The following is a 23,677-nucleotide window of genomic DNA, read 5'->3' as shown; positions in this document are numbered from 1 at the left end:
TCAAGTTTAATTATAAATCCTATTGCATGTAAATTCTAGCCAAATAGTCCATTATAACGTTTAAATAGGTTATGATTAATTTCCATAGCATCCAGCACTTTCCCGACAATGAAATTAACGATATCATCAATGGTCTGGGGGTGGCTGTAAAACCCGGGCATAGCCGGTATAATATGAACCCCTATTTCCGACAGCGTCAGTAAATTACGCAGGTGTATGGTATTTAAAGGGGTTTCCCGCGGTACTATAATTAATGGACGCCTTTCTTTTAACATTACATCGGCAGCCCGCTCCAGTAAATTGTCGGCCGCTCCCTGAGCTAGAGCCGAAACACTGGCCATACTACAGGGGATAACTACCATACCATCGACTAAGAAGGATCCGCTAGCTATAGGAGCGGCTATATTTGAATTTTCATAAATCCGCAAATTTTTACCTGATAGGGGCAGCTCTTGGTTGACTTCCCAGTCCATTTCCTGGTGCAAAACCACCCGGGCAGCTTCGCTAAGAACTAAATGTATCTCATACTCCCTAGTCAGCAGTTCTTCTACTAGCCTGACTCCATATACTACCCCACTAGCTCCTGTTATCGCTATGATATACCTGGCCAGGTCCCTTCCCCCTTTCTACCAAAATATAATTATTGATTTTACTAAACTAAATAAGTTTTCATACATGGGTAAAGCGCTACATAACTCCTGGCCAATAGAGGGCACAGAAATTCGCCCAACCATCTTTTAAAAATTGCAGCGGCCTCAGAGGGCTGCATGTACGTGCACATAGTAGTTCTTAAAGCAACAAACTTTTTGCATATATACCACAGCACTATTAGATTATCCGTTTGTTATCATAAAATATCCACCAAAGACATAATGAAGATAATAAGGCCTACGTAACGATTAATTTTAAAAGAGGCAAAATTTACCCGGGAGAGATCCCCCGGCCTAACAATAATGTGTTCATAAACTAATACGGCCGTTGCTATAGCTACCCCAGTAAAATACCAGATTCCCATATTTAAAATCAAACCACTGGCAACTAAAAATACTACCGTAAAAGCGTGAAAAACAGCCGAGAAGATAAGTGCGCCCTTTTCTCCAAACCGGGCCGGAATAGAATAAAGTCCCTGTTTCCGGTCGAATTCAATATCCTGGCAGGCATACATGGTATCAAAGCCGGCAATCCAGCAGGCCACTGCCATACCTAACACAAAAGGCTGCCAGTCAAAGGTTCCGGTGATAGCAATCCAGGACCCCACCGTTCCTATCCCTATAGCTAAACCCAAAATTAAATGGCACCACCAGGTAAAACGTTTAGTATAGGAGTAACCCCACAATACGATTACTGCCAGGGGAGCTAATTTTAAGCACAACTGATTAAGTTGTGCAGCCGAATAAAACAAAATTACCAGTAGAATAAAGACTCCCACCCATACCTTGGTTGGGGCTAGCCGTCCTGAAGGAAGCACCCATTCTGAGGTGCGAGGATTGGCTTTATCAAAAGGTAGATCTATTAGTCGGTTAAGGCTTAAGGCAGCCGTGCGGGCACTGATCATTGCTACCGTGATCCAAATCAGCTGGTAAGCAGAGGGGATCCCATCCCGGGCCAGGAAAGCACCCAGATAGGCAAACGGGAGGCCAAATAGAGTATGCCCAAAATCTACCATATCTAAATAGTGCTTGACCTTACTCAATCCCATACTCACTCCACTTTTTATCCACCAAGCTTATAATTTCCTGACTCATTTTAATATCCTTAGGCCACTCACGGGGATGTCCTTCACCTGGCCATTTCCGGGTAGCATCAATTCCCATTTTTGAACCGACCAGTGGCGACGGTGCTGAATGATCTAGTACATCCAGCGGACCATCCACAATCATAGTATCTCTACGTGGATCCACATTATTGAATACCTTCCACATAACTTCAGAAGTATTTTGTACATCCACATCCTCATCAACTACCACAATAAACTTGGCAAACATCATCTGCCCCATACCCCATAAAGAACTCATAATTTTACGGGCGTGACCAGGGAAGCTTTTTTTTATGGAAATCATAACACAATTATGAAAAACACCTTCCATGGGCAGATGCATATCTACTACTTCCGGCAACTGCATTTTCAGTAAAGGTAAAAAGATACGTTCGGTGGCCAGGGCCATATAACAATCTTCCTGGGGGGGTTTACCTACTACCGTAGCCGGATAAATTGCATCACGGCGATGAGTTATACAAGTTATATGAAAAACCGGGTATTCATCCGCCAGGGAATAATATCCGGTATGGTCACCAAAAGGCCCCTCTATCCGGCGTTCAACCGGGTCTACGAAACCTTCTAAGACTATTTCTGCATCAGCTGGTACTTCCAGATCAACAGTTTTACATTTCACCATTTCCACCGGCTTTTTGCGCAGGAATCCGGCAAAGATTAGCTCATCAATATCCTTAGGCAACGGAGCAGTGGCTGCATAAGTTATGGCCGGATCCCCTCCCAGGGCTACAGCCACGGGAGTAGGATTACCCTTTTCACAATTCTTACGATAATTTTCGGCCCCATCATGATGAGTATGCCAATGCATACCAGTGGATGTCTCATCAAATACCTGCATACGGTACATACCCACGTTCCTTTTACCTGTTTCCGGATCACGGGTATATACTTGAGGTAAAGTTATAAAACGCCCGGCATCTTCTGGCCAGCATTTTAATACCGGTAACTTAGCCAGTGAGGGCTTTAGATCTACCACATCCTGACAGCTTCCCTGTTTTACCAGGCGCGGCAGGTAAGAGGATATCTGAGCTAAACGCGGCAAAATTTTAACCTTATCCAACATGGACTGGGGCACCTGGTCAGCTATTTCCAGAAATCCAATAATCTCCTGGGCAATATCATCCAGGTTATCCACCAAAAGGCTCATTGCCATCCTTTTGGGGCTGCCATAGGCATTAATAAGGACAGGCATATCCGATCCACGGACATTCTCGAATAACAGGGCTGGCCCCATGGCTTTACTTACTCGATCAGTTATTTCGGTTATCTCCAATTCCGGATCTACTTCAGTCTGGATCCGTACCAGCTCTCCTTCCCTTTCCAGGGTATAAATAAAATCCCTCAAATCCCGATATGACATATTTCATCCTCCATATGGAAATTAAAACAGTAAAAATGGCTTACACTCTGCCTTTTCCAGGAAAAGGTAAGCCACCATAAAGCGACTACATCACCGCTACCCGGTGTTCACTGCAGAAAAAATTATGGAGTTCAACCACCACCTTTTCCAAAATGGTATCGGAATTATCGCTTAGATTTTCTAAACAACCCAGCTCATCTATAGCATTGTGAATATATTCTCCAGCTAAATTTATGCGCTCATGGTCTTGAATCAGCTCTACCAGCATCCCCATCTGGTGTCCCATGTGCTTAAACAGCTTTAATTTTTCATCATATACAGTTCCTTTCAGCTCGGCAGCAGTAAGAAATGCATAAGCATATAAGGGTGCCCTGGTTGTCTCCATAACCTTACGGTAATCGGCCCCCATTTTGTGTTTCATAATCAAGCCCTCATTCAATTCACAAATCAAGGCGGAAAAATGTTGCAACAGCTTGTCTGCCCCAACATCAACCAGAATTTTCAATATATGGCCAAAGATATAATCACCTATTAGAATAGAAAACTGTAGTTCCTGATCATACTTTTGTCCCTCTTCCTCATCACTAATGGTTGCATGAATACTATTGGCAAAATAGAGGGTCTTAAATATGTTGGTCATATTTATACAGCATTTATGCTCCAGCCCCATATATTTGTACATGCTAAGCACTATAGCAGGAAAGTTGTGCCACGTAGGGTTACTTTCCAGCCTATCCACATAATGGTGCACATCCGACCACCAGGGTAACAGTCCCTCTTTAAACACCTGATCAACTTCGGCGAGTTCAGGTTGCAGTTCCCTGGTAAAACAAAAAATCATCTGACTTGTCCTCCTCGCTGAATCTCTCTCTACCCAAGCAGCGTCTCTACTAACATTCTACAGAATTAGACCCTTTCCTGCTTTACAAAAATTTTTCCTGTAGTTAATTCCGATTATAAAAACACTTCATGAGAACCGACCGGTAGTCATGCCGTGTAATTTGCTCCTATCCATTCTTATGATAGGCTTTTTTAGAGCCGGTATAATTATACCTCATGCGGGTAACTGTATCATTAAAACAGTTTGCCGTCCGTTAATATTTAATCATTATAGGCAGTAATTCTAAATCCCTTGGTTGAAAAATTAGCCAGGGCCGGGATTAGATCCCTGATTTTTGCTGACCTTAATTAATTATCCAGCTGCTTTCAGGAGATATTTTTAATATTATTTATAAATCCAGGCAAAATAAAACCAAAAGGAGGCTATAAACTATGTCACAGTTAATTGGTTTAGCCATGACAAAGCAACAGGCAGCTTCCGCTTTAACGGATTTATACAATCGTGGCTATAATATGAAAGCTGATATAATGACCACTGAAAGTTTAGGCAACACCCATAAGGATCGCTACATTATATCATTATACTGCGACGAACAGACTATTTACCATATTAAGGAGCATCTAGTAGAGCTTCATGGCATTGAAAATATAAAGATCGTAAAATAAAGCTCCTTTAAAGAACTAGAGCCTTACCTGTCACTTCGTACAAGTAAGGCCGCTAGTTACTATGACTGGATAACCGTCTTCGGTCTACTAAAATAGTATCCCTCCTAAATATTGGCCACCAGACGTTCCTGTTGATCGTTTACCATTCCCCGCTTTACCTCAGTAGCATTTACGCATTCGGCACCAAACATTTCAGCCAAATAATTGCAGGCATCCCAAGGATTGACCTTTTCACCGCAGGTAAAAACATCTACTGCAGCATAACCCAATTCAGGCCAGGTATGGATCGCCAGGTGGGACTCGGAAATTACCACTACACCACTAACCCCCTGTGGGCTAAACTTATGAAAGACGAACTCGCGCACCTCGGCGCCAGCCTCCAAAGCGGCATTGATCATGATATCCTCTACTTTTTTGATATCATTCAACACCTCAAAACGGCATCCATAAATTTCAGCCAAGACATGTCGCCCTAAAGACTGCAATATAATGTCGCCTCCCTTCAATTGTTTCGGCTGGTTTCCCAAACCTCCTTTAAATACTGGTCACAATACATGTAGAATTTTAGCATATTTCTGCCGCATGTCAATTGATTTTTTTGTTTAAAATCAAAAATAAGGCAGCCTACCATGTTAATTAACTTATTGCTAAAAATAAGTACTGATTTCTATCTTATGCTTATTAATCATACAATATGCTACCTTTTTGAAAATGTATAAAGCTATTCGGTTTTTCAGTTAAAAAAATAGCACGTCTATTTTAAGAGCATGCTATTTAAAAAACTTATTCTAGACCTTTAATTATATTATCAATACCATGTACAAACTCTTTTTGATTACCTTCCCCCAGTAAATCATAAAGCCGGGCATTAAAATCATCTGCTATTTCGACCACCTGAGCCGCTACTGCTCGGCCACGTTCCGTAATCACAACCCGGATTGCTCGCCTATCCTCCGGATCCAGCTGGCGCTCAACTAAAGCATCTTTTTCCAGCTTATCCACCAGTACCGTCATAGACGAACTATCAATCAGAGTGCGGCTACCTATTTCCTTTAGGGTGATCCCGTTTTCTTCTAATAAGGAACACAAAATAAAAGACTGGGGAATACTAATCCCCAATTCCTCCAATCTTCCGCTCATATGCCGATCTATCCTTTTCATAGCAGCCCGCATACAAAAACACAGGTAATGATTTAGATCACTCATCTCTAATGCTCCTTTATCTAATGGTTGTCCTCTAGTTATATTATTATAGAAGATGATAATTTGCAAACATACTTTATGTTGTTTAAATAATGTTTATGCTTGATTATATCCGCATATAATGGTATTTTAAAAACATTGAATAGTCAAATACCATGAAAAAGAAGAGTAGCATGATTAGCTCAGTTACAGAGACCCGTCAAGGCTGAGATACGGGACTGGCTACCATGTGAATGGACTTTGGAGTAGCAGGCTGAATAGGTATTATTACATAAGTAAGCCGCGCCGGAACCCTCCGTTAAAGGGTTGAGTGGAATAGGCAAAACCTGCTTATTCAAACAGGGTGGCACCACGGAACCTTCGTCCCTTCGGGATTAGGAGGTTTTTTTATTTTAACAATGGGCCTGGTCTAAGGATTCCCTTCCTGATTAACCATATATAAATAGGTATAGATTACATGAAAACACCTGGTATAAAAACCCCGCCAGCAATTCAAGGGAATAGACACTATCGAAACAGATGAAAATCAGGTTAATCCCTGAAGTAAGACAAGTTAGTTTTTCTACGGCTCAGATCAGAATATTTAACTCATTTTCACTAAAGCCATAATGATTTATCCAGTAAAAACCGGGCTTTAAATTAAACCAATAAGGAGGACGTTAAAATGCCTAAAAGCAGAAAAAGAATTCTTACCGGAGACCGGCCTACCGGGGCGCTTCATCTGGGACATTATGTAGGCAGTCTGGCCAACCGGGTAAAACTCCAGGATGACTACGAAAGCTACATTATAATTGCTGATGTACAAGCCTTAACCACCCATTGGGAAAAAGATGAGAATCTGACCCGGGATGTTTTTCAAATCGCGACCGACTACCTGGCTGCCGGCATTAATCCGGAAAAATCAACCATTTTTATTCAGAGCCGGATTCCAGAAATTCACGAACTGACCATGTATTTCTCCATGTATACATCAGTAAATGTTTTAAGGCATAACCCTACCATAAAAAGTGAGGCTGCTCAGCATGGTTTTAAAGATATAACTTATGGGTTTTTAGGTTATCCGGTAAGTCAGACGGCTGATATTGCCATATTTAAGGCTGACCTGGTACCCGTTGGTGAGGATCAGATTCCCCATATTGAACTGGCACGCAAAATCGTCCGCCGTTTTAATGATCTTTATAAACCTGTTTTGGTTGAACCCCAGGTATTAATAGGCGATATCCCCCGGCTGATAGGATTAGATGGTAAAGCTAAAATGAGCAAAAGCCTTAATAATGCAATTTTTCTTATGGACAGTCCCCTGGAAGTAGAGCAAAAAGTGCAGAACGCCGTCACTGACCCGGCCCGCATACGTAAAACAGATCCTGGTCACCCTGAAGTGTGCACTATTTTTGAATACCAAAAGGTTTTTAATCCTGGAGAAGTAGAACAAATAGAAAATGAATGCCGCCAGGGGAAAATAGGATGTGTAGCCTGTAAGAAAAACCTGGCCAGTAAACTTAACCTTTTATTAGAGCCTATGCGAGAACGTCGCCAGAAATATTCTGATCGCAGCTTGGTTATGGATATATTAAAAGAAGGTACTAACCGGGCTCACCAGGTAGCCAGGGAAACTATGGCTGATGTCCGGGAAGCCATGAATATCAATTATTTTGCATAAACATTTAGCAGAATTATTTAAGCGGAGTTCTTTTAGAACTCCGCTTTTTTATCTTCCCACTATGCTTTTACAACCAGACAGGGTAATCCCGACCTTTAACGACTAATCAGCTTTATCATCACGATTAATCCGAAACAGTGAAGTAATCTGCAGCAGGCTGTGTGACCATTCCACCAGTTCCTTGGAAGTTTGTGTGGCTCGATCCACCGAATCAGACTGCAGGGAGGCCAGGGCACTAATATTTTTGCTTACCATCTGCAAGGTGTTTTTCATATCTTCGGCATTCTTGCTCAAGGTTTCAATAAATGTATTAAGATCAGCCACATCCAGCTGCAGATTTTCAACTAGATGCTGAACATCCTGGCACTGGATATCAACCTGATCGATCACCATACCTATTTCTTTGACTAATTCCTCATCACTTATCTGCCCCCTTAAGTGCAGGGCTTCACTGATATTAGTAATTTCATTACCTATAGTGCGGTGGTTATGGGTAATGAGGATAATTTTTTCCATTAAATCACTCATTAAATCGGCCTCATTACTCACCATAGATTTACCCGCAGGATCAGCTAGAAGCGGATCTGCCAGAATATCGCCTAAGTTTACTGTGACCATAGGTAAAGTTATACGGGCTTCACCAATAGTTATAGCCAGTTCCTGTCCAGCTACCCCCATTTTATAGGCGGTATTGATAACCTGTTCGATCAAGGTCTGCTGGTTATCCAACATGTTATTCAAGCTATCCCCCAGGCGTCCCAGTTCATCATCACCTTCTACCTGCGCACGTAGAGTGTAATCACCCTCCCCTACTTTTTTCATAAGCCGGCTAAAACTATTGAGGGGACGGGTTATCCGGGAAGTAAGGAAAACCATAACAATACAGGTGACTATGATACCAATAACTACAGTTGTAAAGGATATCCTAGCCAGCATATAGATAGGATTGGTTATTTCATTAACTGGAATAACAAAACCTACTGACCAGCCAATATCTTCAATAGGAGTAAAGAAAATATATTTTTCTTCACCCCCGAGACTGATCTTTTCTAATCCCTGCTCACCATCCACCATGCGGGCTAATACCTTGTCAGTACCTTTATGATCCTTTTTCAGTTCCTGCAAAGACTGAAAATATTTTTTGTCTTCATTAGGATTAGCAATTACCTCACCATTACCGTCTAATACAAAGGCATAGTCATTACCAAAGATATGAACATCACTGACGAATTCCTGGATTTTATCGACTAGTACATCGACGGCAGCTACCCCCATAATTTGACCCTGACTATCATAAAAGGGAACCGAGGTAGTCACCACAAAATTGCCCGTCAGGGGACATACATAGGGAGTAGTGTATATCATCCCACCTTTAGCCTTGGCCAGTTCATACCAGGGTCGGTTACTTACCTGATAATCTTCCGGATAAGTAAACTCTATATTGCCATACAAGCGTCGGGTTTTCTCCACCCCGACATAGACAAACTTAACATCCGGACTTTCATCGACAATCCGCTGGAAAGAGGTCAGCATCTGGTAATAGGTTTTATCATGGGAAAGATCCACATTGGACGTGCTTACATTCCTGACAAAAGCATGAATTTGTTCATTTTGCGCCAATGTCCAGGCATACTGTCCCTTCTGTTTCAGATAAGTTTGGATCCTGGCAGCAGCTGCGTCCGCCATAGCGGCAGCACGCTTCTCGCTCATATCAACCACCAGATTATACGCCCACCAGTAATTTAAGATGCTAATAGCAATTAGGAAAAAGGTGGTGATACTTAATACATAAACTAACAGGCGTTGCTGCAGACTATTTTTCATGGGCTTTACATTCCCTCCCCTACTTCGACTAGCAGAACCAGATTGTATTTTTTAATTTTGCGATAAAGCGTAGTTCGACCAATATTTAATGCTTCGGCTGCCTGAGATATATTTCCTTCATAGGCTTTGAGAGCTTTTAGTATCTCTCTCTTTTCTATCTCATCCAGCGGTAATACCTCTTCCCCCCCATCCTTAACCTCAGGAGAAGATTTACAATTAGTAATGCGATCAGGTAAATGCTTTACATCAATCACCTGGTCGGCGATATTTACCGTCATTTCAACCACATTCTCTAATTCCCGGACATTTCCGGGCCAGTTATAGCCTTGCAATACTTCCAGGGCTTCTTCAGTTATGGAACAATTCTCCTTACCTAATCGTTTAGCATGTATATTGAGAAAGTGTTCAACCAGAAGGGGAATATCATCCTTCCTTTCCCTTAGTGGAGGTATTTTTAAGCTAATTACATTTAGCCGGTAAAACAAATCAGCCCGGAAACGTTTTTCCCTGATCATACCTTCTAGGTTTTGATTAGTAGCTGATATTATCCGGATATCTACCGGTATAGCCTTAGTTCCTCCCACCGGAACTACAACCCGTTCCTGGAGCACTCGTAATAACTTGCTTTGCAGCTCTAAAGGCATATCTCTTTAGCCCCCTAACCGACTTGGACAAAGTATCTTAATCTGGTACCTTTTAAAACAGGAGGGGGCAATATGCAACGTAAAAGGTACTCACAAGAATTTAAAGATCAGATTGTTAAAGAATCTCTGGAAGTTGGCAATGCCGCTATTGTGGCCCGGAAGAATGATTTATCTGCCAACATGGTCAGTCGTTGGGTTAGAGAACATAAGAATCACAATAGTATTGGAATAGGACCAATCCCTGTTAGAATCGGACCATATAATCAAAGCGCTAAAGCATTGGAATCTGAAAACGAGAAACTTAAAAAGTTGCTGGGCGAAAAAGACCTTGAAATAGCCATTCTTAAGGATCTTGTAAAAAAAACGAACCCACAATTCAAGATAAAGTAGATATATCCAGCAAATGGATATCAAGAGGATATCATAAAACCCTTGTATTGCGATTGGTCGGGCTTAGCCGCTCAACATACTATTACCATTTGAAGCATCCAGTTTCTGCACTTAATCACAGAGGCGGCCACCCGACAACTGCAAGTACCTGCACTAACGATGGCAGATTTGTAAGCAATGAACAGGTTAAAGAATGGCTTTGTGAACTCATCTTCGCTGAAGGAGAATACTATGGTTACCACAAATTAACCTGGGCGCTCAGACGGAAATACCAGCTTATCATCAATAAAAAGAAAGTATATCGTTTGTGTAAAGAACTGGATATATTGAAACCGCAGCGTAAACTTAAAGCAAAGCATCCCAGACGACTGGCACGGAACCATGAAATTACTTCTTCAAATCGTCTGTGGGAAATCGATCTCAAATACGGCTATATTACTGGAGAAAACCGTTTCTTTTATATTCTGCCTATCATAGACGTGTTTGATCGGGTTATTGTGGATTACCACATCGGCCTAAACTGTAATGCTCAGGATGCTGCACGTACTGTACAGGCAGCCATGTTTAAACGTCAGGTATATGGAACCGATGATTTAGTCATCCGAAGTGACAATGGGCCACAGTTTATCAGTCATCATTTTGATGAAAGCTGTATTAAATTCGGCGTTGAACATGAGCGTATTCCTTGTCGTACACCCAATAAAAATGCTCACATTGAATCTTTCAATGCCATCCTAGAAGGAGAATGTCTGAGCAAGCATGAATTCCAAAGTTATGCCGAAGCTTACGATACGGTAAGCCAATTCATAAAAGACTACAACGCAGTGCGGATTCATTCCAGTTTGAAATATCATACTCCAAATGAAGCGTACCACCTGTTACAGCAGAAATCCTTAAAAATCCAGTCTGTAAGGGTATAATAATGATCCTGGCAAAGCCAGTTTATATAAATTTTCAAATTCTAAGTATCAGCCAGACATTAAGAGTTTTTGTACAATATTAGGGGGTCAGTCCGATATCCCCGATTTCATCCAGAAACAAAGTTCCCCCATCAGCCTGAACAAACTTACCTTGATAACCTTGTTTTTTAGCACCGGTAAAGGCACCTTCTGCATAACCAAACAATTCGGTTTCAATTAATTCACTAGGTATAGCAGCGCAATTTATGGCTACAAATGGTCCTTTAGAATAGCTACTGGCACAATGAACCGCTTGGGCAAACAGTTCTTTTCCAGTTCCGCTCTCCCCGGTAACTAAAACATTTGACGGGCTGCGGGCTATAGACCGGGCCAGTTTTATAAGGCGCATAAATTTCGCATTACGGCCGACTATGTGATTAAATTCACATAGTCGGGGAGCTGTTGGGCACAAGTTTTCCTGATCTGTATCTTCCAGGTTTAACCTCCATCCCAAATGAGTACTATCCGTGTGTAATATTGGCTGTATCTTAACCCTGGCCTTGACTCGCCCATAATTTGTGCGGAACTCTACCTCTTGTTCATTGGTGGATTCGGTAAATAACTCGCATTCACCCATAATCATATCAGGTAGAAATCTTCCGCAAAGATCAGACCGATCCAATCCCAGTATAAATTCAGCTTCCCGGTTAGTCTGCAGTATACGGTAATTACGATCCAACATCATCACGCCTATACTATTATCCAGGTTCTGGTAAAATTCGCGCAGTATATATAATTCTTCAATAGTACGACGTGCCTCCACCATTTTGGAACTAGCCAATATAGCTGTCTCGATGGTGGTCCGGGCTACTGTAATAACTGATGATGGGCTATCATAACTGGTTGCAAAACCTACACAACCAATTAACCGGTCTTGCTTCATAACCGGTACAGCCAGTGTATTCAATTTTTTTAATGGTTCCCATTCATGTTCTTCAGCAGTTACCACTGAAGCTACATGGGTTTCAATAACATGTCCAACCGCATTTTTACCAATACTATCTGAGGATAATGTTACCCCTGGATTAAGCACACTCTGGGAAAGAAAATTGTTAGACCGGACAAAAACCACAATTCCCACGTCATCCGTTACTATTAAATCACCTCTGACCACAATATCGAGCTGTAGGATCTCATCCAGGCTATCGATCAGGTAACTAAGATCCGGATGTTTTTGTAGAATATAATCATTGCTACATTGTCGATTACAAGCAGTAGTTTGATCACTATCATTAAAGCTCGCGGTGGCTGGGGATTTCTTTTTCTTGACACCAGTTTTGCTGCTGGTCATAGATCAACCTTCCCCATAATAATACTGCGGCAAACTCTTTCTTGTTAAAATTTCGACAACTATAAACAAATATCCTTCATTATTAAAATAAAAAAATACGGGCCAGAACAAAGTGGCCCGCATAAATTGAGAATCGCGAATAAAACGAAGTTAACAGATTATAAAAGTTCTTCTCGGGGAACCTGGGGTCCTCTTTGTACTTTTTTAGGAACTACGCAAATTCCAGAGCCTTTAGCTACTATAATGGGTTCATCCAGTATTTCACAGGCAGAAGCAGCCTCGGCACCTTTCAGCGGGCGAATAACTTTCTTAGCCACAAATTCCATCTTTCTGGAGGTATTGCCTATCTCTGTGAACCAGCCAGTTGCTTCGATATAATCACCGGCATATACAGGAGCTAAAAATTCAGCATTGTCATATTTGAGGAATAATCCTTCATCACCATCACACATAATGAGAAGCTCAGTAGCTACGTCACCAAATAGGTCCAGCATGCGAGCACCGTTAACTAATCCGCCGCCATAATGAGCATCTCCTTCACCCATTCTTAGTCTGATCATAGCTTTCTTCATTAGTAATTACCTCCCTTTAATATTTTTATTAGCAACTTATATTGCGGCTGTGTTTCCATCAATATTGTCAGATGCATCCGGTCCTTTGAAGATAAAATGACCTGCAATGGCACCGACTACAAAGAATATGATCCAGCCAAATCCACTGTTGGCAAAAGGAATTACGTTATACAGGCCCTGCATACCGTTTTCTATACCGCCAACTGCCATATAACCGCGGATAGCTTCTACAATCCCCCATAAGAAGGTCAGGTAACAAGCCCCTTTCATGGCCCCGACATACCTGGTAGCAAAAACGGTGAAAAGTACCAGTGCTATACAAGGCGGGTAGATCATATTAAGAAGGGGGGCTGTAAAGGTAATAATTTGTTCAAGTCCACATACACTGATCAATGTGCTGACTATTAGTGTGATAATTGCTATGTGCTGGTATTTCCATTTTCCGTGGCTTGCGTCCACGAAATACTGGGCTGTTCCAGCAGTTAGACCGATTGCTGTTGTCATTGCTGCGAATACAAGTGCTACATTAAATACAGCCCCGCCAATCTTACCCCATTGAATGAGAACGATGGTGGCAAACAATTTGGCATAGTCCACATCAGCCAGGGTAGCTCCAGTAGAAGCACCCAGAGCAAACTCGCCAACTTCTATAATTGTCAGAATTATAAAACCAGTTACACCAGCTTTAATTAAGTTATGCATAACCGATGGCTTATGGTTTTTTACACGGTGAGCAATATCCGCTAGGATTATGCCGGCAAACATCAAGGCTGCCGGTAGGTCCATAGTCTGATACCCATTTACAAAACCATACGCAAAGGGGTGCTGGTCATAAAGTGGTGCACCTGGAACTCCTAGTGGGTTAGTCAAGGCCTTAAAAATAATGGCCAGTTCCAGAACTAGTAAAACAGGTACTAATATTTTACTAACCTTATCGACAATATTAGTTTCAACGTATATGAACCAGTAGGTGATGGCATAGTAGACTATAGTAAAGATAACCACCACTATCCAGGGAGAACCTTCCAGGGCAAATATCTTAGATAAGGCATCCCAGGCAGCTGCGCTCATACGAGGAATAACAAAGAACGGGCCCATGAGCAAAACGGTAAATCCACCGAAAGTTTGGGCAAAGCCGGGGCCTACCCGACTAGCTATGGTAAATAGCGGGCCTCCAGCCTTTTCAACTGCAAAATATCCCAGGAACGGTAATAATAATCCAGTGAAAAAGAAACCTGCAAATCCTAGATACCATAAAGACTGTGAGTTACGACCCCAGGTAGTCGGCCACAACATACAGGAAGCACCATAATGCATGGCAAAAACTGATCCTGCAATGGCTAATAAAACAATTGGGCTAAGCTTTACTATATTTTCCTTATTCATACACGTTCCCCCTTAGATTATGCCCTTTGTCGCCAGTGCTTCCACCTGTTCCGCCGAATAACCAAGCGCAGACAGAATTTCGGAATTATGCTGCCCTAAAGTAGGAGCCGCCTTTACCACCGTACCCGGGGTAGCATGCATTTTAATAGGTACACCTGGAATCTTAATCCGACCAAGCACTGGATCTTCAACTTCCACTAGCATATTCCTTGATTGTAACTGAGGATGATTGGCTGCTTCGGAAATACTAAATATATTGCCAAAGGGAATTCCAGCCCCATTCATCAATTCTTCTAGTTCTGCCTTAGTTTTGGTACGGGTATAACTTTCTACAATATTCTTCAGATCAGGTATATAGTTTTTACAGCGATCATCATTAGTCTTGTAACGAGGATCATCAACTAATTCAGGTTTGCCCATAAGGTCGCACAGTCTGGACCACATAGCATTGGTCCCTACCCCCATAACAATCATGCCATCTTTAGCCATAAAGGCATCAAAAGGGGCAATTCCCGGGTCAGCGTTTCCGCTTCTGCCTGGTTCGTTACCAGCTACCGTGTACTCTACCACCGCATTTTCCAATATTGAAAACAGGGTGTCGACCATAGCTACATCCAGTTTTTGGCCTTGTCCAGTTTTTTCGCGGTGATAAAGGGCCATGCAGATGCCCAGAGCCAGGTAGGTACCAGTATAGTTGTCACCCACCGAAGGTCCCACTTTAGTAGGAGGATTTTCCGGGAATCCTGTAATGGTCATCAGGCCGCTCATAGCCTGGGCAACAATGTCATAAGCCGGAAGTTTGGCCAGAGGGCCTTCTTCACCAAAGCCAGAAATAGCTGCATAAATCAGGCGGGGATTAACCTCTTTTAAAACATCATATCCCAATCCCATTTTTTCCATGGTTCCAACTTTGAAGTTTTCGCAAACTACGTCAGCTTCTTTAACTAGTTTAAGAAAGACTTCCTTTCCCTCTGGAGAGCGTAGATCTAATGTAATCCCTCTCTTGTTACGGTTGAGGAAAGCGTAATAGGCACTATAGTCATTAATAATAGGCCCCCAAGCCCGGGACTGATCCCCCATGCCAGGACGTTCTACCTTAATAACCTCGGCCCCATGATCGGCCATGTGCATAGTACAGAATGGCCCACTATAGGCCTGAGTTAAGTCTAGTACCTTAACTCCCTCAAGTGCTTTCATTATTATTGCCGCCTCCTTTATATCGGAAATCAATGGTGCGCACCGTTGGCTATATATATTGCAAAATGCATGCCATCTTTTAAAACTGCCTTTGTTCCCATTGAATCAGCCTTTTCGTTTTTTTATCCTTCTGAAATATTTTCCAGCTATTGTTTCAGACTGAAACAATAGCCATCATATTGCGGTCTTACCGTGTGTTGCCGAACATGTCTCAATATGATACAGTTGTTTCAGGGCGATAATCCTTATACATCCAGCCATATTTTTCTCCAGCCTAAAGGAGATTTCACCCCAGTTTTCTACCGATTTTAAACCCGTTTGGGCCCATTTTTTTTGTTATTTCCTATGCCTCCTATTTATGTTTTTAAGGTTATGCTATATTATGACAGGATGTAGAAACTTTTTAGATTATTCTTTAATCAACAGACCACTAGTATTTACCCTTAAAAACCAGGGGGCTACTTGCTTAATGGCTAGTTAGGAAAAGCTTCCTATTTATATGTTTGTATGGAGGTGATTAAAACTAGTTACTAAATCTAGTATTATCTAAATGTTTTTTTTAATTAATAACCTTGATTCCAGACCTGTTTTTATGGAAGAGATGAACAATCTATGTTAAAAAATATGCCAAATCCACCTTATACATAAAGTCATATAAGGTTAGGGAACTGACCAGGTTCTGGCATGAGAATTGCATATAACATAAACGTAATAAAATTCGTACAAGGCGGTGGATGAAATGAATCCATATTATATAGGGGTCTTATTAGTACTTGCTTCAGCCACTGGTTTTGCATTAATGCCTATTTTTGCTATATACGCATATCAAGATGGTGTAACTACCATTTCGGTGCTTTTTCTAAGATTCTTTTTTGCATCACTATTTTTCTTTTTATTTATCTTGATTCGTAAAGAACGAATGAAAATTGATTATTCAGTCCTTATTAAAACGATGCTGATCGGCGGGGTTTTTTATATGATTCAAAGTATTTTATACTTTTCATCCGTACATTATATTCCCGCCTCCATGGTAGCTCTATTGTTTTATGCTTATCCGGCCCTGGTAGCCTTGTTCTCCTTCCTTATTGAAAGGGAAGCTCTAAGCAGGACTTTACTTATTGCGGTTTTAATTTCTTTTGCTGGTTTAATACTGGTACTAGGGGCTTCCTTCGGAACCATCAATAAACTAGGCATGGTCCTGGCTCTAGGAGCAGCACTGGTGTACGCTATCTACATTATTGCCAGTAACCGGCTGGTTAAAGAAATGTCACCTATGGTAAGTTGTGCTTTCGTTTGTTTGTTCGCTTCCTATTCCCTTTTAATTACTGGATTAGTCACCAATACTATGTCCTTTTTCTTTCCAGCTCGGGCCTGGTTACCAGTAATGGGTATAGTATTGTTAAGCACTGTCCTGGCTATCTTTGGACTCTTTAAAGGTCTCGAGTTGATCGGCTCAACCCGGTCGGCCATCCTCAGTATGATTGAACCACCGGTTACGGTTTTGTTTTCTTGTCTGCTTTTCCAAGACAAGTTATCCCTTTTACAGTGGATGGGGGCTGTACTAGTTATATTTGGTTCTATAATGGTAACCAAAGCCCGGGAAACAAAATCTGAAACATCGTCCTAAACAAATTAATTTCCTCCTAAACCCCCTTAATACAAGAAATACCCCTGAACCTGGATGTTCAGGGGTATTTCTTGTATTAAGGGGGTTTATTTTTTATACTCATCCGGCAGCCAAGTTTGTACCAGTTCCTGATTCTCCTCTATCCACTGCCGGGCTGCCTTGACACTGTCACCCTGCTCTTCAGCCAGCACCATCGCCCGGCTCAGATCATCAGATGTCCAGGCAAAATTATCAAACAGCTCATACACCTCAGGCAGGTCTTCTTTCAGACCCTGGCGTACCATAGTGAATATCTCTTCTTCCTCACCGTATATTTTCTTAGGATCCTCCAGGTATTTTAAATCCCAGCGGGCAAATTTCCAGTGCGGAGTCCAACCGGTAACCGCCACCCATTCATTATTGTCTATAGCCGATTTTAAAGCTCCTACCATGGTAGCATCCGAACCTTCTACCAGTTCATAATCCAAATTATACTCTTTAAGCACACTTTCGCTTGCTTTCATAATACCCGCACCGGGATCAATGCCAATAATCTGCCCTTTAAATTTGTCCTTTACACGGTTCATTTCCTCTATAGAGTTAATTTCTACATATTCTGGAACTACCAGACCAATTTTGGCCCCCTTCATATTAACTCCTAGATTTTCTATCTGATCTCCTAATTGTTTAATATATTCCCCATGGGTTACAGGTAACCAGGCACAAAACATAGCATCCCCGTCTCCAGTAGCTAAGCCCTGGTACATAGCCCCGGCACTTAGTGGCATAAGTTCAACATTATAACCCATTTCATTTTCTAATATGTCGGCAACCACATGGGTAGTCGCTGTCGCACATGCCCAGGTAACGTAAAGCAGTTTAATAGTTGGCTTATCTGCGCTCTGCTTTCCCGGATCCTGATTGGCATTATTACCGCAGCCAACCACAGCAAAAGCCAGCAGGGTGACTAAGGCTATTATCGTTAACACCTGGCTTTTTTTGATCATTCTTAAAATCCCGTCCTTTCTATTTATTACGTCCTAAATTTTGGGTAATACGATCTAATATAATCGCTATAATGACAATGGCGACTCCTGCTTCAAAACCTACCCCCATTTGTAATGTCTGAATTGCTTTCCACACAACACCTCCCAAACCTTTAGCTCCGATCATAGCAGCAATAACTACCATGGATAGAGCCAGCATAATACACTGGTTTATTCCTGCCAGAATAGTAGGCTTGGCCAAAGGTAACTCAATTTTAAATAACATCTGCATAAAAGTAGAACCAAAAGATTTGCCCAATTCTACTAATTCTTCCGGTACCTGCTTGATACCTAAATCGGTTAACCTGATAACGGGTGGCATAGCAAATATAATGGTAGTAATAATAGCAGGAACAACTCCTAACCCGAAAAACGGAATGGCCGGCAGCAGGTAAACAAAAGCCGGCAGGGTCTGCATAAAATCTAACACCGGCATGATAATCCGATGAGCAGTCTCATTTTTAGCTCCTAGAATACCCAGGGGTACACCAATGATAATACAAAGAAAAACTGCTACAATGACTAAGGCCAGCGTTTGCATAGTCACATCCCACAAACCAATATTTAAGATAAAAAGCATACCTACTATGGTAAATACGGCGATTTTTTTCTCCGCCAGCCACCAGGCCAGAATCGTCAATATGATGATAATAACTTCCGGCGGAAGGCTAATCATCATATCCTGCAAATTAACAATATGGGTACGTAAAAATTCGGCGATAGCTTGAGTAGTATCAGAACAATGCAAGGTAAGATAATCTATGGCCTGGTCAGTCCATTCCCTTAAGGGAATGCGGGGAATTCCTTCTATATATAGAAAACTGGTGCCCAAAATATTATTCATTATTTCCACCTCTTTCCCCGGCCAGACCAGCTATTACTGACCCTCGTACCAGGACACCCCTTAAAATCTTATTCTCATCCACTACCGCAACTGGTACTTTAGTATGGGCCACTACTTCCATCAGATCGGAAAGTAGAGTATCCGGTGAGGCTAGAGGTATATCATTCTGAATTATATTACCTAACTGTTTTTCACCTTTTTCGGCAATAGCCAGCGCCTCATCAGCCTGGATATAGCCCAGGAGTTTTCCTATTCGATCAGTCACAAATACCATGGAAATACCATGCTTTTCCATTAAATGGAGAGCCGTCCGGGGCCCATCTTTGGGATAAACGATAGAACGAGGTTTAACCATAACTGAACCAGCTGTAAGAGCTTTGCTGCGGTTAACATTTTCCACAAAACGGGCTACATATTCAGTGGCCGGAGACAATAGAATATCCTCCGGCTGTCCCATTTGCACCATGTGCCCATCTTTCATCAGGGCAATTCTATCCCCTATTTTTAAGGCTTCATCCAGATCGTGGGTAATAAAAACGATAGTTTTATGGAGTTTACCCTGAATTTCCAGCAGTTCATCCTGCATTTCCTGGCGGATTAAAGGATCCAGGGCACTAAAAGGCTCGTCCATCAACAGAATATCGGGATCGGTAGCTAGAGCCCGGGCTATGCCTACCCTTTGTTGCATACCTCCACTTAAGTTTTGGGGATAATAATCTTCCCAGCCTTTTAAGCCTACCATTTCAATAGCCTGTAGAGCCCCAGCATACCGTTTTTCCCGGGGCACCCCCTGAACTTCTAACCCATAGGCCACATTATTTAGAATAGAACGATTAGGTAAAAGGGCAAAACGCTGAAATACCATAGCCATCTTTTTACGGCGAATATTTACCAGATCTGCTGATGACATACGGGTAATATCTTCTCCATCAATAATGATTTGACCATCAGTAGCCTTTATTAAACAATTAATACAACGCAACAGGGTTGATTTGCCACTCCCGGAAAGACCCATAATCACAAAGCTTTCACCTTCGTTGACTGTAAGGTCTATATTACGGATACCAACTACCTGTCTGGTGCGTTGGCGAATTTCGTCACTAGGAACCCCTTTTTTTACTAATTCCAACGCTTTTCCCGGATTATTTCCGTAAATCTTGGTAAGATTATTTACTCGAATTTTCTCTATACGGCATCATTCCTTTTTATTAAAAAATATAAAACGTCATAAAAATATACGAGTGCTAACTATCACCGTATTAAAGCAGTGCCAGGTTTAAGTGTTTTAAAAATTATGGGAAATAGGATGCCTTCAAAGATAGGTATAACCTAGTTAGAAGTGATTTAAAGACACCAGTTATCCCATTCTCCCCTATGACTGCTTGCGAAGTTAGCTGACGGGTTTGGGCTAGGAAGCCCTACCATAAATGGATTCACCCCAATAACAGATGGTTCCCCCGCTCCTGAACCGGGTGTTCAGGATTCAGCATAAGAGAATGGCTATCCGGCCTTAATAAAGTTGTAGAATATACTATTAATTTATGACTACTTAAATATTATAGGCATATATTGCAAAAGGTTTCAAAAACAAAGAGAAGAGTTGTAAACAAAAGAGGCAGCTTTTCCTTAAAAATCGGACCATTAGCTGGTCTATGAGGCAAATTCCTAAGACACCCTTGGTTAGAGGGTATGAAAACCTGCTGCAAAGCACCAACGAAATGATTAAATAATTCTCTATCCGGGGCACCTTAAGGTCCAAAAGACTGGTACTTAAAGTGAGGTTTACTTACATCATCTTAAGCCGGGATAATACTGGATAAAAAACCGGGGTTAATAAAATACCATGTTTCTTACCCCGGCTGGTTATTAGCCTGTCAGCCACCTGACTAACCGATCACTGCAACCACCCGGATTAGCCACTAAAAAAATTATTATTAGTGCAGTAATTATTCCTAACAGGCTGTTTTTTATTTTCAGGCGGGTAATTCTCCGTTCTTCTAACTTACCTTTAGGCCCCGTTTTCATCGGCTGCCTCCCCTTGATCAGGACTGTCTAGTAGTCTTTCTGTTAAATTAAAAATACGCTTATGCCATTGCAACATCAATATCAAAAGAGGTACTACCAAATAAATACTAGTCGTTGAAGCTGCTACAATACCCGAGTCATTAACGGCTAGAGCCACCAATGCTCCAGTAATAATCCCTCCAAATCCCTTAACAATATAAGGTCTCTCCTGGCGCAACTGTGCCATAGCACCTACCGGTCTATATACCAGTAAGGCTAAAACTAATAATATTACTATAAAAACCCAGCTCCAGATCGTATAGCGGATCAGTTTTAAATTCATGGCCAGTTTGCGCATAATAATAATCAATCCCTGGGTCCATCCCCCGGAGGCAATTTGATTAGCTGCCCTGCCAATATGGGTCTGCAGTTCTACCGATCGGGTCATATCATAAAAAGCTACACTGGCCAATATCAATACCGCAACTCCCAGAGCAGCCAGAACTGTACGCGGACGCATTCTAACTTCTCCTAATAGGAGAAAAGTAACTAAAAAAGCAAAGGGACCCGCCAGCATACCTCCCGAATTAGCCCCCAGGTAAGGAGAGGCGATTAAATAAGACTCGAAGGCGAAAAGCAAAGCAACTAGTAACAGGCCGCTACGCCCTTTAAACCTTTCATAAAAAATTGCTGCAGTAGCGATGGTACTCCCCAGCAGGATACCCATATATTCATTTCCAATTCCATAATAACGGGCACCAGCCATAGGATCATACCCAAGTACCGAACTTTGAATCATACTAGTCCCAGTAAGAAGATCAAAACTTAGCAGCACCACGGTGCCCAAACTGAGCGCAAAAAATGACGTGAAAGCATTGCCCTGAAACAAACGCATTAATGCCCAGCTTATAAAAATGGTGGCTGCTATGGCTACCAGCATATACATCCAGTCAGGGCCGGCCGGTAATTTCCCCAGTGGCAATAGAACTAGAGGAAAAGCTACCAAAGCTACAATTGCCATCTCTACAAATCGACTAATTTCCTTTAACCAGAATATAGATGCCAGTGCTAAGAGAATTATAATGATTTGTAATACTACATACCCCTTAATGAGAGGAACTCGTAAGCGATTTACTGTACTGGTAAGGCTGCACAAATCCTGGGCGGCCTGCAAGTTATTTCCATCAGCCGGGGTGGTAATAAAGGGACGACCAATCATTGTACCCGTCTGATCATTTAATCCAAAGTATTTTAAAACTGTGGGAGCAATATCTGTATTGGCTACCACATAATCCCGGCGAGTCGCTGAAGAGGTTAGAAACCCCCTTTCTATACCTTCTCCATAGGCAATTACCGGAGTAAAAAGATTTTTATTTCCTATCTGCTCCCGGGCTGGTGATAAACTTACCACCAGCAGATTATCCCGGGTTGGATTCATATTTTTTTCAATTTGATGCACAAAATTATCTATTAAACTAAGCCGCTTTTGTTTTTCCTGCTCAGCAATCATTGGAAAAACGGTATTAGCTTCCACATCTAGCCGGGCTAAATCGGAAAGATCGACTACAAATAAATCAGCCTGATCATTATAAATATCTATCTGTTGGAGAAGATGGTTATAATTAGTTTCCCGGCTCAGAAAACTGGTAGGATTATTTAAAATCGTATCAGGACCAACATCTCCCAGAGGTACCTGCCCACGGCTATCCATTGCAACTACTACACCGGCCCGCAAATGCTGTTCGGAATTATCACCATTGCCCAGCACACAGACCGGATGGTTATTCAACCGTAAAACCTCTCCCATAGCCCCAGGAAGAGTAGTTACCTTCTCTTTCTCCATACCTATATATATTTCTGGTAGATTAACCAGCAGGCAGGAACTCATTCCAGGATCAAATCCGGTTGATTTACGGTACAAATCCCGGGCATTTTGCCGGCGTTCCGTTACATACTCATCATGGTTATAAGCCATAATACCGTTGCCATATACCCGGCCAATATTCCCTGCTCCCATAGTAATACTAGTATCCATATTATTACGCCCCCGTAGGGTACGATTGCTGGCTAAACCTACCGCACCATTGTCTATCAGTCTAGTAAGATGCGGGGTAGATTGCGGTGATATATCATAAATAGATAACTTATCCACTAGAATTAAGTATACTTTACCCGATTCATCTGCCGGTTGTGCCGCACTAACCGGTATAGCCATACTGGATAGTAAAAAAAGAATGCCCAGTAGTCCGGCTACTACCCTGGCTAACCCGGTAGTTTTCTTTTCCGTATGTATTTTCTTATATATATTAATGAAAGAATCTGTCTCCGATGATTTTTCTCTCCGTCTTATCATTTTCCCATTCTCCCTTACGGCAATATATTACAATCCTCTAAACAGTATACACATTGCC

At 41.8% G+C, this 23,677-nt stretch carries 22 protein-coding genes, 1 riboswitch and 1 other annotated feature; of the genes, 5 read left to right on the top strand and 17 right to left on the bottom strand.

Going from position 1 to position 23,677, the window contains the following annotated elements:
- Positions 1-35: 35 nt before the first annotated feature.
- The 4 genes from ACZ5Q0_RS11350 to ACZ5Q0_RS11335 all read right to left on the bottom strand — a co-directional run bounded on the left by ACZ5Q0_RS11350 (position 36) and on the right by ACZ5Q0_RS11335 (position 3,975).
- The gene (locus ACZ5Q0_RS11350) at positions 36-590 is read right to left on the bottom strand and encodes a UbiX family flavin prenyltransferase (RefSeq protein ID WP_464827308.1); all 555 of its coding nucleotides are present in this window, start codon (positions 588-590) and stop codon (positions 36-38) included.
- Between the two features lie 257 nt (positions 591-847).
- The gene (locus ACZ5Q0_RS11345; protein WP_446820674.1) at positions 848-1,699 is read right to left on the bottom strand and encodes a UbiA-like polyprenyltransferase; all 852 of its coding nucleotides are present in this window, start codon (positions 1,697-1,699) and stop codon (positions 848-850) included.
- The gene (locus ACZ5Q0_RS11340) at positions 1,686-3,134 is read right to left on the bottom strand and encodes a menaquinone biosynthesis decarboxylase (protein WP_446820675.1); all 1,449 of its coding nucleotides are present in this window, start codon (positions 3,132-3,134) and stop codon (positions 1,686-1,688) included. Before ACZ5Q0_RS11340 ends, ACZ5Q0_RS11345 begins: the two co-directional genes overlap by 14 nt.
- 85 nt (positions 3,135-3,219) lie before the next feature.
- Positions 3,220-3,975 carry a hypothetical protein gene (locus tag ACZ5Q0_RS11335; RefSeq protein WP_447182550.1) on the bottom strand — a complete coding sequence of 252 codons (756 nt, stop codon included), beginning with the start codon at positions 3,973-3,975 and terminating at the stop codon, positions 3,220-3,222.
- Positions 3,976-4,406: 431 nt separating this feature from the next.
- Here ACZ5Q0_RS11335 and ACZ5Q0_RS11330 point away from each other — a divergent pair, with 431 nt between their 5' ends.
- On the top strand, positions 4,407-4,640 hold the full coding sequence (locus ACZ5Q0_RS11330) for a hypothetical protein (RefSeq protein ID WP_447182549.1): 234 nt from the start codon (positions 4,407-4,409) through the stop codon (positions 4,638-4,640).
- A gap of 104 nt (positions 4,641-4,744) precedes the next feature.
- Here ACZ5Q0_RS11330 and speD read toward each other — a convergent pair whose 3' ends face one another.
- Together speD and ACZ5Q0_RS11320 are read right to left on the bottom strand one after the other, a co-directional pair.
- A complete protein-coding gene (gene speD, locus ACZ5Q0_RS11325) occupies positions 4,745-5,125 on the bottom strand; it encodes an adenosylmethionine decarboxylase (protein WP_447182548.1) in 381 nt (126 codons plus the stop codon).
- A 298-nt stretch (positions 5,126-5,423) separates the two neighbouring features.
- Positions 5,424-5,846, bottom strand: coding sequence for a MarR family winged helix-turn-helix transcriptional regulator (locus ACZ5Q0_RS11320; RefSeq protein ID WP_446820680.1), 423 nt, complete (start codon positions 5,844-5,846; stop codon positions 5,424-5,426).
- Between the two features lie 143 nt (positions 5,847-5,989).
- Positions 5,990-6,214, top strand: a binding site (T-box leader).
- Between the two features lie 293 nt (positions 6,215-6,507).
- Here ACZ5Q0_RS11320 and trpS point away from each other — a divergent pair.
- A complete protein-coding gene (trpS, locus tag ACZ5Q0_RS11315; protein WP_446820681.1) occupies positions 6,508-7,503 on the top strand; it encodes a tryptophan--tRNA ligase in 996 nt (331 codons plus the stop codon).
- A 102-nt stretch (positions 7,504-7,605) separates the two neighbouring features.
- Here trpS and ACZ5Q0_RS11310 read toward each other — a convergent pair whose 3' ends face one another.
- Both ACZ5Q0_RS11310 and ACZ5Q0_RS11305 read right to left on the bottom strand, forming a co-directional pair.
- Positions 7,606-9,327: a cache domain-containing protein gene (locus ACZ5Q0_RS11310; protein WP_446820683.1), complete on the bottom strand. Its 1,722-nt coding sequence runs from the start codon at positions 9,325-9,327 to the stop codon at positions 7,606-7,608.
- 5 nt (positions 9,328-9,332) lie between these two features.
- The gene (locus ACZ5Q0_RS11305; RefSeq protein ID WP_447182547.1) at positions 9,333-9,971 is read right to left on the bottom strand and encodes an AAA-type ATPase lid domain-containing protein; all 639 of its coding nucleotides are present in this window, start codon (positions 9,969-9,971) and stop codon (positions 9,333-9,335) included.
- Between the two features lie 72 nt (positions 9,972-10,043).
- Between ACZ5Q0_RS11305 and ACZ5Q0_RS11300 the strand changes: the two genes are divergently transcribed.
- Together ACZ5Q0_RS11300 and ACZ5Q0_RS11295 are read left to right on the top strand one after the other, a co-directional pair.
- Positions 10,044-10,361 (top strand): transposase, encoded by a 318-nt coding sequence (locus ACZ5Q0_RS11300; RefSeq protein WP_447182485.1) that lies wholly within the window; start codon positions 10,044-10,046, stop codon positions 10,359-10,361.
- 47 nt (positions 10,362-10,408) lie between these two features.
- Positions 10,409-11,281: an IS3 family transposase gene (locus ACZ5Q0_RS11295; RefSeq protein ID WP_464827124.1), complete on the top strand. Its 873-nt coding sequence runs from the start codon at positions 10,409-10,411 to the stop codon at positions 11,279-11,281.
- Between the two features lie 79 nt (positions 11,282-11,360).
- Here the strand turns inward: ACZ5Q0_RS11295 and ACZ5Q0_RS11290 are convergent, their stop codons facing one another.
- The 4 genes from ACZ5Q0_RS11290 to ACZ5Q0_RS11275 form a co-directional block, all read right to left on the bottom strand.
- Entirely contained in the window at positions 11,361-12,611 is a 1,251-nt protein-coding gene (locus ACZ5Q0_RS11290) for a sigma 54-interacting transcriptional regulator (protein ID WP_447182546.1), read from the bottom strand.
- A 158-nt stretch (positions 12,612-12,769) separates the two neighbouring features.
- Positions 12,770-13,183 carry a 3-aminobutyryl-CoA ammonia lyase gene (gene kal / locus ACZ5Q0_RS11285; protein WP_447182545.1) on the bottom strand — a complete coding sequence of 138 codons (414 nt, stop codon included), beginning with the start codon at positions 13,181-13,183 and terminating at the stop codon, positions 12,770-12,772.
- Between the two features lie 36 nt (positions 13,184-13,219).
- A complete protein-coding gene (locus ACZ5Q0_RS11280) occupies positions 13,220-14,569 on the bottom strand; it encodes a branched-chain amino acid transport system II carrier protein (protein ID WP_447182544.1) in 1,350 nt (449 codons plus the stop codon).
- A gap of 12 nt (positions 14,570-14,581) precedes the next feature.
- A complete protein-coding gene (locus ACZ5Q0_RS11275) occupies positions 14,582-15,766 on the bottom strand; it encodes a CaiB/BaiF CoA transferase family protein (protein WP_446820689.1) in 1,185 nt (394 codons plus the stop codon).
- A 739-nt stretch (positions 15,767-16,505) separates the two neighbouring features.
- Here ACZ5Q0_RS11275 and ACZ5Q0_RS11270 point away from each other — a divergent pair.
- Positions 16,506-17,393 (top strand): DMT family transporter, encoded by an 888-nt coding sequence (locus ACZ5Q0_RS11270; RefSeq protein WP_446820690.1) that lies wholly within the window; start codon positions 16,506-16,508, stop codon positions 17,391-17,393.
- An 86-nt stretch (positions 17,394-17,479) separates the two neighbouring features.
- On the opposite strand, the gene ACZ5Q0_RS11265 is transcribed toward ACZ5Q0_RS11270, so the two are convergent.
- The 5 genes from ACZ5Q0_RS11265 to ACZ5Q0_RS11245 all read right to left on the bottom strand — a co-directional run bounded on the left by ACZ5Q0_RS11265 (position 17,480) and on the right by ACZ5Q0_RS11245 (position 23,619).
- Positions 17,480-18,379 carry a glycine betaine ABC transporter substrate-binding protein gene (locus ACZ5Q0_RS11265; protein WP_446820691.1) on the bottom strand — a complete coding sequence of 300 codons (900 nt, stop codon included), beginning with the start codon at positions 18,377-18,379 and terminating at the stop codon, positions 17,480-17,482.
- A gap of 19 nt (positions 18,380-18,398) precedes the next feature.
- Positions 18,399-19,262 (bottom strand): ABC transporter permease, encoded by an 864-nt coding sequence (locus ACZ5Q0_RS11260; protein WP_446820692.1) that lies wholly within the window; start codon positions 19,260-19,262, stop codon positions 18,399-18,401.
- On the bottom strand, positions 19,255-20,391 hold the full coding sequence (locus tag ACZ5Q0_RS11255) for a quaternary amine ABC transporter ATP-binding protein (RefSeq protein WP_447182543.1): 1,137 nt from the start codon (positions 20,389-20,391) through the stop codon (positions 19,255-19,257). Before ACZ5Q0_RS11255 ends, ACZ5Q0_RS11260 begins: the two co-directional genes overlap by 8 nt.
- Positions 20,392-20,626: 235 nt before the next feature.
- Positions 20,627-20,761, bottom strand: a riboswitch (cyclic di-AMP (ydaO/yuaA leader).
- Between the two features lie 367 nt (positions 20,762-21,128).
- A complete protein-coding gene (locus ACZ5Q0_RS11250) occupies positions 21,129-21,287 on the bottom strand; it encodes a hypothetical protein (RefSeq protein WP_446820694.1) in 159 nt (52 codons plus the stop codon).
- Positions 21,271-23,619, bottom strand: coding sequence for a hypothetical protein (locus ACZ5Q0_RS11245; RefSeq protein ID WP_446820696.1), 2,349 nt, complete (start codon positions 23,617-23,619; stop codon positions 21,271-21,273). The genes ACZ5Q0_RS11250 and ACZ5Q0_RS11245 overlap by 17 nt, the downstream gene beginning before the upstream one ends.
- Between the last annotated feature and the right edge of the window lie 58 nt (positions 23,620-23,677).

The sequence above is a fragment of the Syntrophomonas erecta subsp. sporosyntropha genome, from assembly GCF_055395365.1.
The sequence above is the reverse complement of the archived record's forward strand: the minus strand, read 5'-3'. Positions and strand labels throughout refer to the sequence as shown.